The organism is Bacillus shivajii (assembly GCF_020519665.1).
GTDB lineage: Bacteria > Bacillota > Bacilli > Bacillales > Salisediminibacteriaceae > Bacillus_CA > Bacillus_CA shivajii.
The window spans coordinates 2,202,930-2,217,878 of record NZ_CP084703.1 but is presented as its reverse complement, the minus strand read 5'-3'; the positions used below and the strand labels follow the sequence as shown (position 1 = coordinate 2,217,878).

10 protein-coding genes are annotated in these 14,949 nt (G+C 35.1%); 1 reads left to right on the top strand and 9 read right to left on the bottom strand.

Features of this window, described 5'->3' with window-relative positions:
- Positions 1-170 precede the first annotated feature (170 nt).
- From LGQ02_RS10890 to LGQ02_RS10865, 6 genes are all read right to left on the bottom strand, one after another.
- The gene (locus tag LGQ02_RS10890; RefSeq protein ID WP_226518166.1) at positions 171-371 is read right to left on the bottom strand and encodes a KOW motif-containing protein; all 201 of its coding nucleotides are present in this window, start codon (positions 369-371) and stop codon (positions 171-173) included.
- Between the two features lie 875 nt (positions 372-1,246).
- Positions 1,247-2,761, bottom strand: coding sequence for a BCCT family transporter (locus LGQ02_RS10885; RefSeq protein WP_226518165.1), 1,515 nt, complete (start codon positions 2,759-2,761; stop codon positions 1,247-1,249).
- 193 nt (positions 2,762-2,954) lie between these two features.
- Positions 2,955-3,452, bottom strand: a complete 498-nt coding sequence (locus LGQ02_RS10880) for a L,D-transpeptidase family protein (protein WP_226518164.1) — start codon at positions 3,450-3,452, stop codon at positions 2,955-2,957.
- A gap of 82 nt (positions 3,453-3,534) precedes the next feature.
- Positions 3,535-4,773, bottom strand: a complete 1,239-nt coding sequence (locus LGQ02_RS10875) for a M20/M25/M40 family metallo-hydrolase (protein ID WP_226518163.1) — start codon at positions 4,771-4,773, stop codon at positions 3,535-3,537.
- 71 nt (positions 4,774-4,844) lie between these two features.
- Entirely contained in the window at positions 4,845-7,031 is a 2,187-nt protein-coding gene (locus LGQ02_RS10870) for a DNA topoisomerase III (protein ID WP_226518162.1), read from the bottom strand.
- A 382-nt stretch (positions 7,032-7,413) separates the two neighbouring features.
- Complete coding sequence (locus LGQ02_RS10865) at positions 7,414-8,271, bottom strand: CvfB family protein (protein ID WP_226518161.1); 858 nt, start codon at positions 8,269-8,271, stop codon at positions 7,414-7,416.
- 267 nt (positions 8,272-8,538) lie between these two features.
- On the opposite strand from LGQ02_RS10865, the gene LGQ02_RS10860 reads away from it, so the two are divergent.
- Positions 8,539-9,147: a YitT family protein gene (locus LGQ02_RS10860; protein ID WP_226518160.1), complete on the top strand. Its 609-nt coding sequence runs from the start codon at positions 8,539-8,541 to the stop codon at positions 9,145-9,147.
- A 162-nt stretch (positions 9,148-9,309) separates the two neighbouring features.
- Here LGQ02_RS10860 and LGQ02_RS10855 read toward each other — a convergent pair whose 3' ends face one another.
- From LGQ02_RS10855 to LGQ02_RS10845, 3 genes are all read right to left on the bottom strand, one after another.
- Entirely contained in the window at positions 9,310-9,504 is a 195-nt protein-coding gene (locus LGQ02_RS10855; protein WP_226518159.1) for a hypothetical protein, read from the bottom strand.
- Positions 9,505-10,623 (bottom strand): TIGR04053 family radical SAM/SPASM domain-containing protein, encoded by a 1,119-nt coding sequence (locus LGQ02_RS10850; protein WP_226518158.1) that lies wholly within the window; start codon positions 10,621-10,623, stop codon positions 9,505-9,507. It abuts the gene before it with no gap.
- A gap of 580 nt (positions 10,624-11,203) precedes the next feature.
- Complete coding sequence (locus LGQ02_RS10845; protein ID WP_226518157.1) at positions 11,204-14,791, bottom strand: dynamin family protein; 3,588 nt, start codon at positions 14,789-14,791, stop codon at positions 11,204-11,206.
- Between the last annotated feature and the right edge of the window lie 158 nt (positions 14,792-14,949).

Here is a 14,949-nt window from a genome sequence, read left to right as displayed (position 1 = left end):
GTCATGGATTTTAGTATAAAAAAAGGAACACTTATGATTCAATAAGTGTTCCTTAAAGACTTACCAACCGAAGTCTTACCAACCATTTATTATATTCGATTCATACACTAATTTTATTGGGGGGGAGTAAAAAATTCGCCAATTTTTATTCCTCTAAGTAATCCGTTATGTTATTTCGTAAACTCTTTATAATTCAATATCGTTTTCTCAACTGTACCGTCATCTTGTTTTTTATTAAGTTCAACGGCTACAGAATTGGTATATACAGCAATAATTTTAACATTTTGTCCTTTATGTTCTCCTTTAGTCACCTTAACTACATCATCAACTTCTATACCATCTAATCTTCCTTCTTCTTTTTCTTCAGGCATGAAAATTCCTCCTTATAAATGCTTTAATAATCATCTTAATTATTTTGTACAAATTTATTTTAAGTGATTCTTACAAGTTTTGTTATGTTGACCATTAGATTATAAAGCTTGATCAAGAAAGCCTTTTTTTAAACTGAAATGCTCTCCTTTAATAACAATGACATATTTGCCATTTACTTTTCCATTTACTTTTGCAAATGTATACAATCACTAAAATTTGATAATAACTCTTTACTCGAATGTGGTCAAGATTTAATTTCAGTTCCATTTCTAGTTTATGTTTATAAGTGGAGCAATGCTTCAATGAACTTCTTTTCAGTCTTTTTTTTATGTACGTTCCTCTTTATATTCACACATTCGGCATATAGGGGAATGGAATCGACTTCAAGTGTTTCGTTGTAATAACAATTTCTATATGTCAAATGAATGAGTTGCTGTTAATTAAGACCCTTTACAAACTAACATTTTAATACAAATGCAAATGAATCATCAAGGCATTTATTTAACTTTGTACGTGAATGAATAAAGAAGTGCCTCTTCAACGATGCCATCTTTTTTAACCGTATGAAACTGGCAAGCAGCCGGTTAAATTGGCAATTGAACAAGGATGTAGTATCTTAAAAATGAAAAGTTCCGTAAATAAAAAACAAATGATGAAGCTGTCATTAACTTTAAAGAAGTGAATTTGAAATGTACTCACGTATAACTAGCAATGTTCCGCCCTTAATTGCGATAGCCTAATACAGACAGGTATCGACTTTTGTTGGTTGGGTCTTTAGCCGACTTTGTCTTTTATAACAAAAGAAGCTCAACCAAAAAGTTTGGTTGAGCAATTTTAACTATAGCTTATATATTTTATCGTGTCGATGATTTAATTACGTCTTTTGTTTCCGTATTTTTCCCATTCCTAATGATCGCCCTTCTTTATAAATTGCTTTCAAGAAGCTGATTGTCATTAGTCCCATAATGATTGAAAATGGTAGTGCAGCTATAATCATTGTATTTTCTAACGCTTGAAGACCACCAGTATATAATAATACAAGTGATGTTGCTGACAGCATGATTCCCCAAATCATTTTTATTCTCGTACTTGGAGCATGTGATCCATTCGTCGTCATCATACCTATTACATACGTCCCTGAATCGGCGGAAGTGATAAAGAAGGTACCAATCAAAATCATCGCTATTATTGAACCAATAATTCCTATCACTTGGTATTGACCGAACACAGCGAATAAAGCTTCTTCTGCTGCATATTGAGAAATATTTGCTACTCCTTCATGTTCGAGCATAATGGCTGATCCACCAAACGTTGAAAACCATAAAAACCCTACAATAGAAGGTATGAACAAGACTGCAAACACAAACTCACGAATGGAACGTCCTTTCGATACACGAGCAATAAATATTCCTACAAACGGTGACCAAGCAATCCACCATGCCCAATAAAAGATCGTCCAACCATCAATCCAGCCTCGTAAATCCGTATCTAAAGGGGCTATACGAAAGCTCATCGCTGGTAAATTTTGAATATATGTTCCAATTGAGTGTGTAAATATGTTTAATATAAAAAGTGTTGGTCCAATGATGAACATGATTAAAAACAATAAAACAGCTAACGTCATATTGACATTACTTAATATTTTAATCCCTCTTTTTAAGCCGGTATAGGCTGATAGTAAAAAGAGAACCGTTACGATCAGTACAATAATAAATTGGACAAAGATATTCGTTGGGACCCCAAATAAATAGCTGATCCCTCCATTGATTTGTACTGCACCAAACCCTAATGTTGTAGCAACACCTACGACGGTCGCTAATACTGCAAACGTATCGATAACTTTACCAAGTGTCCCTTCAACAGACTTTCCGAGCACAGGTTTTAATGTTGCACTAATTAAGCCTCTTTCACCATGACGGAACGTAAAATAGGCTAACACTAATGCAACAATTCCATAAATACCCCAAGCGTGAATTCCCCAATGGAAAAAAGTAAATCTCAACGCATCTAAAATTGCTTCATCTTCGCCAACAACGCCTGTTGGTGAACTCACTGCGTAGTGACTAATTGGTTCAGCAGTACCCCAGAATACAAGCCCAATACCCATACCAGCACTAAATAGCATCGCAATCCACGTCGGGCGTGAAAATTCTGGTTTATCATCTTCTTTTCCTAATTTTATCTTCCCTAATGGACTGATTAAGAAATAAAGACACACAATCGTTAATAGTGTGACGATAATTAAGTAGTACCAACCGAATGCACTAGAAATAAAACCTTGTATATTTGCTGTTAAATCCTCAAGAAAATTAGGGACTGCAACCCCTAAAATGACTAAGAACAGTAATATACCCATTGAAACATAAAAGACGATTGAAGCTTTTTTCATAATCTCTCTCCTCTTTTAAGTAATTGTTCAAATCTGTAATTATGAAAGCTGTATTAGTTTGAGCAGTGAGGAAAAGATTTATTAGTAAATGAACATAAAAGATAGGAAAATATAAGACTTCATTTTTCAGGTGGCAATTGTTGGCGCTTTTTCAACTTTTTCTCCGATATTATAAAATTTCGATTGATTATTACTACGGCTGAATTGTAACTTTTGTCCCTACCGGTACAATAGATGCTAGCTCTTCAACATCTCTGTTAAACATTCTTATACACCCACTCGAGACTGCCTTTCCAATAGAAGTCGGATCATCTGTTCCATGAATACCATAATGCTTTTTGGATAAAGACATCCACATCGTTCCAAATGGGCCGCCTGGGTTCGGAGCTTTATTTATAATGACAAACTCTCCAACTGGGGTCTCTTTTAATATCCTCCCTACTGCGATTGGATACGATTTAAAAAATTGACCATTTTCTATTACTGTTAACCTTTTTTGTGATAACGAAACATTGATCGTATAAGGTAAAGTGTTCGGATCTGGCAAACTTGGGATTAAAATTGGTTGGCCGACAAATATCAAATTCGGATTGGTAATTTGATTGACTTGAATGAGCGTCGAAATTGGCGTGCGGTAATCTTCAGAAATTGAAAATAATGTTTCACCCTGTTTTACAATATGAAAGTACATGTTTTCACTCCTTTTAATCCCTTTAATAAAAAGTATGAGAACATGGGTGAAAGGTCCATTAAAATTGAAAAAAGACCAACGATTATTCGTTGATCTTTAAGGGTAATGCGATTGGCTTTGTTATTTCTTGAACACCAGCTAATGCAATAAGCATTAAAAATATATGTTGAGGACCATTATATGATCCTTCAGGATTAAAATATTCTTCTAATGTATGCATTCCACCACAATCGCCACCGCCACCAAGTGTTACAGCTGGAACTCCTAGGCTGATTGGAACGTTCGAATCTGTACTAACTGGTGGTGCTAAGTTTGGCTCAATGTTGAGAGCATTGTTTGCATGTTCCGCACATTTTACAATACTTGCATTAGCAGACTGAGTACCTGCTGGTCGATTACCAACCATTTTAAACTCTACGGAAATCCCTTTATCTGCTGAAACACCCCATCGTTCATTTTCTAGGTTTGCAGCTTGCTGTGCAAATGCCAATCCTTTCTCTTCTAATGCTAATAACTCATTCTGATCCGTCGACCTTAAATCAATGACCATTTTAGCATTTGCGGCAATCGTATTCACTGTTGTTCCGCCTTCTACTGTTCCTACATTAAATGTCGTTTTAGGATTATCTGGAGTTTTCATATCTGAAAGCATAGCAACAGCACGGCCTAATGCATGTATAGCACTTGGTGTACCAAAATCTCCGAAGCTATGACCACCACTACCTTTATATTGAACGATATACCGTCTACTTCCTGTTCCTTCATAAATAATTCTTGAAGGGGAACCGGGCTCAATCGAAATAAAGGCGTCGATATGATCATGATTGTTAAAAAATGACTTGACCCCTCTTAAATCGCCTAACCCTTCTTCACCAACTGTCGCTAAAAATATAATGTCACCAACGGTCTTGATCTTCGTTTTGTTAAACGCTTTTAATAATGTTAATAGGACAGCTAGTCCTCTACCATCATCGGCAATTCCAGGGGCATAAACTTTCCCATCTTTAAACGTAGCGTCTACATTTGTTCCTGCAGGAAAAACAGTATCAAGGTGAGCAGATACGACAATCTTTGGTCCTTGTCCGCTCCCTTTTCTTATACCAAAGACATTACCTACGTCGCCTGTTTGAATATCTTCTAGGTGAAGCTCATTCAATTTTTGCTCGAAAAATGAACCACGCTCATTTTCGTCGAAAGTTGGTGCTGGAATTGCTGTTAATTCAATTTGATCTTTTAATGTCTTTTCATTTTCACTTTCAAAAAAATGTAATGCTTCTTGTACTTTGTCTTCTTGTAATAATTTAGTAAATAGATGTTCCATGCCTTCCCCTCCGATTTATCCCATTTTTTATAAAGTTGATTTTATCATAATGAGATGATGCCTGTTTTCTTCTACTTAGGAAAATGGAATTCAATTTTCTTTTTCTCATCGTTCCAAACTAATGCTGCCTGAAAGGTTTTATCATTTTTTTTAAAGTCTTTTATGACATCTGTCTTCCCTTTTGATAAAAGCTTGCGAATGTTCGTTTGTGATATAGACTTACCTAAAACTTTTTTTGATAACGTAAATGTACATTCGTTTGATTTGTAATTTGAACAACCATAGAAACTTCCTTTATCAACAATATCTCCATCACAGCTTTTGCATTTGCCTAATGGTTTTGTCTGTCTTGTAAACTTACCCTTTGTCTTTGTTTTCGACCATTTTGAAGGCTGTATTTGTGTTAAGTCATATTTGTCAAACGTCCATTCTGGTGATGCTTGTAAAGCGTCTTGTATGAGTTTGGCTGATAGCTTTTTTACTTGCTCGATAAACTGTTTATCAGAAGCTGCTCCTTTGCCGATATCGCTTAAACGATCCTCCCATTTCGCAGTCATTTCAGGAGATGCTAAAATACTATTACCGACTGCTTCGATCAAAACTTTCCCTTTCTCTGTTGGATAAACAGTATTTTTCTGTACCGTAATATAGTTGCGGTCTTTTAACACATTTATAATACCTGCTCTCGTTGCTTCTGTTCCTAACCCTTCAGTCTCTTTTAATACTTTAATGAGCTCTTCATCCTCGATATGTTTTCCAGCTGTTTTCATTAACGTAATTAATTCACCTTCTGTATATCTTTTTGGTGGTTGAGTTTTTCCTTCTTTCGTATAAGCATTTAACGCGATCCCTTCCTCTCCATTCTCAAGGTTAGGAAGTTGTTGTTCTTCTTTGTCTTGTTTGTTTTTATTTTCGTTCCCTAATATACGTCTCCATCCTAATTGGACTAATTCTTTCCCTTTAGAAATAAACGTCGCCCGCTCATCGACTAATGTATGGATTGTTGTATAATTAAATATTGATTTTTCATCATGTGCTGCAATTAACCGTTCCAATATAAGTCGATAAATCTTCTCTTCATCATTTGCTAGTTTTGAAGGATCCATCACTTGCTCAGTTGGAATAATGGCGTAGTGATCTGAAACCTTTTTTTCGTTCACGTACCGTTTATTATTGATTAAAGATGTTTCAGGTAAAGGGAAATAATTTTTGTAACTGTCTATCTCCTTGATTTTGTTTAAAATCGTAGGGAACATTTCCGCTTCATCTTTAGTGACAAAGTTCGAATCACTTCGCGGATAAGAGATGATTCCTTTTATGTATAGCTTTTGAGCAATGTCTAACGTTTTTTTAGGTGGAAACTTATATCGTTTGTTTGCCGTTGCTTGAAGAGATGATAAATTAAAGAAGTATGGCGGGAGGAAATCCTTTTTCGTGCGTTCAATATTTTGCACGATGGCATTTTTTCCTTCGCAAAACGTTGCTATACGAATTGCTAGGTCTTCTGAATCGATCCGGCTTTCATTTTCTTTATGCCATTTCCCTTCATAAGTCTTCCCATTCATATTAAATGTTGCGAACACTTGCCAAAAAGGCTCTGAAACAAACTTTTCAATTTCTAACTCTCTTTTTACGATGAGAGCTAAAGTTGGTGTTTGAACACGTCCCGTCGAAAAAACATCTGAAATTCCCTTTTGCTGGAGGAGAAGTGTATACGCTCTAGATGCATTCATTCCTACTAGCCAGTCTGCATACGCTCTACTTAATGCCTCAGCGTATAAATTTTCAGTATCTTTACCAGCTATTAAGTTTGCAAACCCTTTTTTCACGGCATTTGGCGTCAATGATGATATCCATAGTCGCTTTAAAGGCTTTCTATTTTTGCATTGGTTAAGAATAATCCGTACGATCGCTTCCCCTTCTCGCTCAGCATCACCTGCAATGATGATTTCTGAAATGGATGAATCCTGTACAAAATTTTTAATCACGTTAAATTGTTTCCACTTTGATTTAGAAACTTTGTATTGAAACGTAGAAGGAATGATTGGCAGAGTGTTTAGTGACCACTTTTTCCAACTAGCGTTATATTCTTCCGGCGGTATGAGCTCACATAAATGACCAACAGCCCAAGTTAAAATTGCACCGTTTGGAAACTGGTCATTTTTATCAATTTGAATATAACCTTGCTTTTTTTTATGGGGAAATGGGGCAGCAAGCTTTGCACCTTGATCTGGTTTTTCAGCAATAATTAAAAACATAAAATCACCTATCTTTTTTTGTTTTTCATGGTGATGTACATCCGTGTGAGAGATTATAGAGGAAATGAGGATGAGTTGAGATGGGGGGGGCGAATATCTGTTCTTATATTATCACAAGATATGTTAGTTGGACAATAAAAACGATTTTTTAAGTAGACAGCCATTATAACTTTTTCGCAACTACACTGATTAAGCTATGAGCTGCGCCGACGCATCGAGCTACGTAGCGTGGCTAGAAGAGGAAGAAGCAATTTAGCCGAAGAAATAGTGGACGAAAGAGAATGTATTTTTAAACTTATTTTCAGGGTAGACTGATTAAGTTTGAAATATCGGATGAGAAATAAAGAAAGGGGTTCTGACATGAATCAGGACCCCCTCAAACTTATTTCAAAATGGTTGTTCCATCTTTTTGCTCGATTTTACCTTCTTTCATTAACTTTCCAAGCGCTCGTTTAAACGCTGACTTACTTAAATGAAAGGTATCGCGAATTTCTTCTGGATCACTTTTATCGCCAAATGGCATTTGGCCTCCATGTTCCTCTAAGTATTGAATGATTCGGTCTGAGTCTTCATCCATTTCGGTTACTTTTTCTGAACGTAAAGAAACGTTGACCGTTCCATCATCTTTCACACCGATTATTCTCCCGCTCACAAGTTGACCTAAACGCGGCTCTTCTTTTCGTTCAGTATAATGGATAAATCCTCTGTAACCTTCTTCAGTGAATATAAAGGTCCCAACTTTCGTTGAACGATACACTCTTCCTGTTACATCTGTATGGATCAGTTTCTTCTCAGCAAATGTTGCTTCTTTTAAAATAACCTCTTCTGATGCAAGGACTGCTAAGAGTCTCCCTTTTTTATCTGTATCTAACTTAACGAATACTTGATCGCCTGGTTTTGGCCAAACACTTTGCTTCAATGGTAAATCATCTTTTGATACAAGCACTTCCTTAGCAGTTCCTATATCGGCAAAGACACCTAAGTGAGGAATACGATCAACAACCTCTACCCACCCGTATTTATCAAAATAAATAGATGGTACTTTCATTGTTGGAACTAAATTGCCTTCTTTATTTACATAGAAAAAGACTTCGACTTCGTCCCCTTTATTTACAGGGGTCGTTACTTCATAAAAAGGTAAAAGTGTGTCTTCTTGCCCGTTTGATAAATGGAATCCTGCTTTCGATTTATGTACGATTTTCAGTGTTTCAATTTTTCCTGCGTAAAATTGCTCTTTCATAATTACCTACCTTCTAAGCGATATTGTTTTTGAATATTCTCTTTCATTATATCTTATCTCTCTTATACGTGTAACATTCATTCTTCTCAGTATAATGGATTGTTTTAAATCACGAAATGTCACTTTATAAGTTTAAAGCGTAAACGCACAAACGCACACATACGTTTATGCATGTATTTGTAACGTTTGCTATATCATTCTATAATATATCACGTTGATCTAATATTACGTAATAGATTAATAGAAAAAAGTAAGTAGGTGTAGAAAATGTTACGAATTATATATATGGTTTTATCATGTGTGGTTGTTAGTTTTGGTGTTTTTATTCTTCAAAGTTCCCAAGTCATTACTGGAGGGACTGCTGGGTTAGCATTAAGTATTTCGTATTTATTAAGCAGTTCGTTTGCGATCGTTTTCTTTATGATTAATATTCCGTTTTACATATTGTCTGTGTTTAAAATGGGCTGGAAATTTACACTCTCGACCATTTTTGCAGTAACGACATTGTCATTAATGACTGAAGTGATTCAGTTTCTCCCAACAATAGAAATCAATGCAATCTTCGGTTCAATATTAGGGGGAATTATCTGTGGTTTTGGTTTATCCTTCTTATTTATGAATGGTTCCTCTCTTGGGGGAGCAAACATTTTGGCTCTTGTTTTACAAAGGAGGTTTCATATCGACCCTGGTAAGACAACCTTTGCATTTGATTTTGCCGTCATTTTAACTGGCTTAATGTCTGTAGGGCTTCTACGAGGAATTTACTCTGTACTTTCTATTATTATGATATCTATGATTATTAGTTATTTTAAAGGAAAAATCGCAAAGAAAAATGCTGATCCTGAACCAGTACAACAAGCTCAAAAAGCCTCATAATCGAGAGGGAGACCTACTTGCACAAATGGGTCTCCCTCTTTTTATTTTTGCTTTAATAGAAATTTGGGTGTTCTACTAAATATCTAAGTATTCTCTTCAACGTTTTTTCATATATTGAAGTACGAAATAGATAAAAAACTGAAAGGAGTACAAAGAAATGGCCTATTGTTCTTGTTGTAAAAATGATGATAAACGTTTAGCAAGATGTGGAGAATGTGGTGAAGATGTTTGTTCAAACTGCTTAATTTCTATTGCACAGTATAACTTTTTACGTTTAAAGGTTTGTAAGACGTGTGAAGAAAAGTCTAATGCATAAAAAAGACACACAAACAAATATATCTGCGTGTCTTTCATCATTTATTGGACCTTCTTTTTCCTTAATTCTTTTGGAACATATACACAGAATGGTTCACTTTCTAGATAGTCACCTGTCATTGCGTACGCTCTCGATCTAGATCCCCCACAAACATGACGGTATTCACAAACACCGCACTTTCCTTTATATAAATCAGGGTTTCTTAATGATTTAAAAATGTCAGATTCCCTATAAATCGTAGGTAAAGGTGTCTCACGGACATTACCTGCTTTTACAGGTAGTAGACCGCTAGGATATACATCCCCGGTATGTGAAATAAATACGAATCCATTTCCATCATTAACACCTTTAGGTGCTCTGCCTAATCCATCAATTTTTCCTGTCTCACCTTGAACAAGTGCATCTTTATATTGGATCTCTTTTTCATTTTCAGCTTTCTCACGCATTTTGTTTTGAATAACAACTCGGCGATAGTGCTGCGCTGCCGTTGTTTTGATATCAAATGAGACTCGTTTAGACAGGTCGTAAAGCCATTGGAATACTTTTTCATGTTCAACTGGAGAAATCATGTCATCTTCTTGCCCTCTTCCAGTTGGAACAAGGAAGAACACACTCCATAATACACAATCTAACTCTTCAACGAGCGCAGCCATTTCATCTAATTGATTGACATTATACGTTGAAATGACCGTATTAATTTGAATAGGCATATTTAACTCATGTAGGTATTTAATTGCATTCATTGTTAAATCAAACGAACCAGACGTTCCACGGAAGTGATCATGTATTTCAGCGTTTGGTCCATCTAGACTAAATGCCCACCTTGATAATCCGACCTCTTTCGCTTTTGACATTGCTTCTTTTGTTACATTAGGTGTTGCTGATGGTGTCATTGATACTCGTACACCTTTATCAATTGCATATTTTGCAATATCAAACACATCTTCTCTCATCAGCGGGTCTCCACCTGTAAAAACTAGCATAGGGTTGTTCATCGAATGTATATCATCAATTAACTTTTTCCCTTCTTCAAACGAAAGTTCCATAGGATGACGACGGTACTGAGCTTCTGCGCGACAATGCAGACACTTTAATTCACAAGCACGTGTTAACTCCCATATTACGATAAACGGATTTTCATTATAATCTTGAGGAAACATCTATAAGCCCTCCTTAACAAGCTACTTTTTCATACTTTTAGCTTATCGCGAATAAAAACCTCCTGATATGATGTAAATCACATATAAGACGATTAGATGGCAGAGTTCACAAATTGTTTACATAACAGATGACCGTTTTCACGAATTCGATGTCATATAAATGCTTTTATGCATAGAAAAAAGAGCTTGCTCTCAGGTAGAACAAGTTCATGTAAAAGTATTGATCTTTCATTATCTTCTATCTAGTAATTTTAGCCTGCCGTCTATATAAGTAATTAAAAGGGTATCAATTTGTTGGCTGAGCTCTTTGTTATAATAAAAAATTAACCCTTTAACCTTAAATAGTTGATCTCCATCTTTAAACTCATCCAGAGTTATTTTAAACTTTGATGCACCTCATGTACTCTTATCATCGAAGCTAATCCGATAGGTATGGCGGCCACTTCTATGAGATAATTCCTCCAAAAAATCTACCGCTTCTTTTGTCACTTCCATTGTTATTCCTGCCTCCCTCCCCTTTATTTAGGAGAACTTTATTCTAAACCAGCTCAGTTACGTAAAGGGGGTGATAACTTATGAGTCACGGATTCAAAAATTCCGTTAATGCTTTTTGTTCTTTCTCTATTGAAGCTTGAACGTTTTTATCCATTAGTGCTTCAGAACGAGATAATTCATTTTCAATGGCTGCAACCATTTCTTCTTTTAACTCTTTTTCTATGCGTTTTAATGAATCTTCTAATACATCCGTAAAAAGTTTAGACCATGTAGCTATAGAATCACTTGCTTTCTCAACACCAGTTTGCACTAATTGTTCTTTTAACACTTTAATTGTCCCTTGTTCAAAAAAGTCTTTCTTTGATTTGATATAAGATTTAAACGTTAATAGATCGACATTTAAATCCACCTCATGAAGATCTCCAGTTAATTCAATTCTTTGTAAATCAGGGTAATACGCATATGAAGTCAACTCTTTTTGAACCGCATGTGACTCTTCTTTTACCCAATCATATGCTCTTTCTTTTAATTTGGCTTCCATACGTACAATACTTGCTTCAAGCTCTTGTTTTAAGAAGTATTCTCCTAACCCTTTCCATTCCTTCATTGCTCCTAATAGTTGCTCTTGTAATTGTTTCTTTGAATTTCCATTTACTGTTGCAACATTAATCGCTGTCGGAAAGTAATCATTTAATACGAACTTCATTCTCTCGCGTAAATATAACGTCATTTGGTCATACTCTTGAATTAAGTCTCTTAATACATAAGAAAACGAGGAATTTTGAACAGCTAACATTTGTTCCTTCACGGTTTGTTGTAATATTTTATGTTGTCTCTTTTGTTCTGCTTCATCTTCTTTCATAAAACGAACACTGTCATCAAGCTTCTCGACAAATTGATTTAGTTGATGAACAATCATATCAAAACTTAATTTTTTCAGTTCTATAATCGTTTCATTATAAAAAGACGTTTCAAACCTTGAAAAGCTTGTGCTTGCGACATCTTTATTTTTTTTGGCAGCCAATCCTTGTTTACTTGATACATCATAGATGCGCGGTTTTTCTAAACCGTTACTTAATAGTTGATCATGGACATGTTTTTTTACACCATTTAATTCATTTTCATTATTAGCTAAGTCAGATGCATTAATAATAAAGTAAAGTTTATCATGTTCAAAGCTTTCATTTACCTTTCCAATTTGTTGAAGGAAGTATTGATCTGCTTTTGAAAACGCATGATTGTAATACGTCAAATAAAAAATGGCATCAGATTTTTTCATTTGCTGAAATGCAACATTTGTATGCCTCCCATGAATGGAATTCACTCCTGGCGTATCAACAAGAATAATCCCTTTTTTTGTTAGTTCACAATCATAATAAATATTTACTTCCTTAATTAAGCATGCATTCTCTTCTTGAGCGACATAAAATTCAAGATTTTTTAAATCTTTCACAATCCATGTCCCCAATTCGTTTAAGTTTTTCTTTATGCTTTCCTTTAAAGTAAGTAAATAGTCGGAATACGTTTTTTCCCAACTGGAATGGTAGTTCTTTGTATTCGGTGACCAACCTTTAAGTGTCTCAACAGATAATGATTCATCTAACTGATGACTAACCGCCTGAATCTCATCATTTAAATCTTCCACAGATTTTAACGAAATCTTAACTGTGCCGTGTTCATTATTGCCGTTTGATTGTTCAACGGTATTTACAGTAGCGGTTGTTGGATTCGGAGAAACAGGTAAAATACTTTCACCTAATAATGCATTGGCAAAACTTGATTTCCCTGCACTAAATGCACCAAATAAAGAAATAACAAAAGACTGATCTTGATATCTCTTTATCCTTTCAATGAGTTGATCACGCTCTGTCTTTAACACTTTTGATTGATGAAATGATTGTAACGAATCTTTAACATTTGTCACCCACTTAAGCGTGTCTTCTTCTGAAAAGTCAATGACACGTGAAGTATGATCGTTATCCCACGTCGTATCAATGACTCCTTCTTCAGGTAAAGTGATACCTGAAAGGGATTGCTCGTGATTAGAAGGAAATGATTTTTTCATAACTGAATGAAGTAAATTTACATATGCTCTTTCTGACGGGAAGGTAGATAATACTTTTTGAATACCTTCTGACTCCTTCGTATAAGTTTCCTTGACTTCTTCAAGCTTTTTTTCATACTCTTCAATTGCATGAAATTTTTCGAGTTGTTTATTCGTAGACTGGCGCTTTTCTTTTACATAGCCATCCATTTCTTCAATTTGAATGTCAACGATTCGTTTTGCTTTTTCTTTGATGTGTTGCACAATCAAGTTTGTCATTTCTTTTGTAAATGTGTATACGTAATCCCTACTCGTATAATCTGTTTTCACATGACTTTTCAAAAGTTCGTTAGAGACTTCATAATTCATTTCACTTACTGCTTCTTCAAACCGCTCAACATTAGATAATGTCGTACGGTCAACTTTTTGAAAGTACCCTTGCAAATGAAAGATTAATTGTGACTTCACTTTATCTTGAAGATTTTCAGTTAAACGTGTGAGTCTACGTGCTTGTTCATCAGCGGTTTTCTTTTTAGAAAACAAGATGCCAACTTTATAACCCGGTTTTAACGTTTCAATCCATTCACGAGCAAGGTCTGTCGTTTCATATGGAAAGAGTGTCACATTATTAAATAGTTTATCGTTTTCTTTCTTGAAGTTTTTCCAAATGTATTGATCATAATGATTTAAATATTCTAACTCATTAACGATTCGAGCTTTTTCTGAAAGTTGTTCAAGTGTGTATCCTTCGTTTTCCATTTCATCTTTAATATCTTCAATCGCTTCGTTCTTTTCAATTGACAAACGATGATTTACTGCATTGTATAATCCATACGTTAACATGTGCTGGGATGTCTCTATTAGCTCATCACTATTGTATAAAAGAGCTTTCATCTCTCGTTCAAAGACCGCAAATTCATTTAGTGGATGTTCCCAATTTTTCATCGATGTAAAATATATTGAAATATATTCTATTCCCCACTCTTGCAAAACATTTTTTAAAGAATTTCGGAAGATCGAAATTGGAATTTCGGTTTCATTATGTTTATCTATTTGGTTTACGACGAGATATATTGGTTTTTTTTCTAGTGATAGCTGTTTCAAGAAATATAAATTCGTTTCAGACTGGACGTGATTATAATCCATCACATAAACAACGGCATCTGTCGAATACAATTGTTCTACAGTAACAGATTCGTGTGAATCATCCGTTGAATCAACTCCAGGAGTATCTAAAATGGAACTAGCATTTCCTAAGAACGGTAAATTTGCTGTGATTGTAATATCTGATATTTTTAAGCCGTTCATGCCCCAGTTACGTACCTGATCCCATGGAATTTCGCCCGTCCAACACTTTTTGCCTTCATCTTTTGTATGTACAGATAAACCTAATTCACCATTTTTTATTTTAACGATATTTGCACTTGTCGGAATTGGACTAGTTGGTAAAACTTCTGCACCTAGTAATGAATTTAAGATCGTTGATTTTCCTGCTGAAAAATGCCCACAAAAAGCGACTTCAAACAGTCGTTCCTTTTGTTTATCTTTTAGCAATTGTAAGCGAGCTTTCTCTTCTTCCGTATAGGAAAGGTTCCCTCGCTCTAGTTTCTCTTTTACAATTGTCATCATAAATCCCCTTTCTTAACAACTATCACTATAACGAATTTTCAAAAAAAAGAGAAGGGAAAATCGTGAAAAGGTGTACCTCTATTTTTTAAGAGGTACACCTTTTCATAAGTAGCTCCATTTCCGATGTGAAAAACAATAGAACTGGTAATAAGTTTAAC

Coding starts and splice junctions, on each gene's coding strand:
- LGQ02_RS10885 (WP_226518165.1), bottom strand. CDS start 2,761: ATGAAAAAAGCTTCAATCGTCTTTTATGTTTCAATGGGTATATTACTG.
- LGQ02_RS10865 (WP_226518161.1), bottom strand. CDS start 8,271: ATGAAAGAGCAATTTTACGCAGGAAAAATTGAAACACTGAAAATCGTA.
- LGQ02_RS10860 (WP_226518160.1), top strand. CDS start 8,539: ATGTTACGAATTATATATATGGTTTTATCATGTGTGGTTGTTAGTTTT.
- LGQ02_RS10890 (WP_226518166.1), bottom strand. CDS start 371: ATGCCTGAAGAAAAAGAAGAAGGAAGATTAGATGGTATAGAAGTTGAT.
- LGQ02_RS10855 (WP_226518159.1), bottom strand. CDS start 9,504: ATGATGAAAGACACGCAGATATATTTGTTTGTGTGTCTTTTTTATGCA.
- LGQ02_RS10845 (WP_226518157.1), bottom strand. CDS start 14,791: ATGATGACAATTGTAAAAGAGAAACTAGAGCGAGGGAACCTTTCCTAT.
- LGQ02_RS10880 (WP_226518164.1), bottom strand. CDS start 3,452: ATGTACTTTCATATTGTAAAACAGGGTGAAACATTATTTTCAATTTCT.
- LGQ02_RS10875 (WP_226518163.1), bottom strand. CDS start 4,773: ATGGAACATCTATTTACTAAATTATTACAAGAAGACAAAGTACAAGAA.
- LGQ02_RS10870 (WP_226518162.1), bottom strand. CDS start 7,031: ATGTTTTTAATTATTGCTGAAAAACCAGATCAAGGTGCAAAGCTTGCT.
- LGQ02_RS10850 (WP_226518158.1), bottom strand. CDS start 10,623: ATGTTTCCTCAAGATTATAATGAAAATCCGTTTATCGTAATATGGGAG.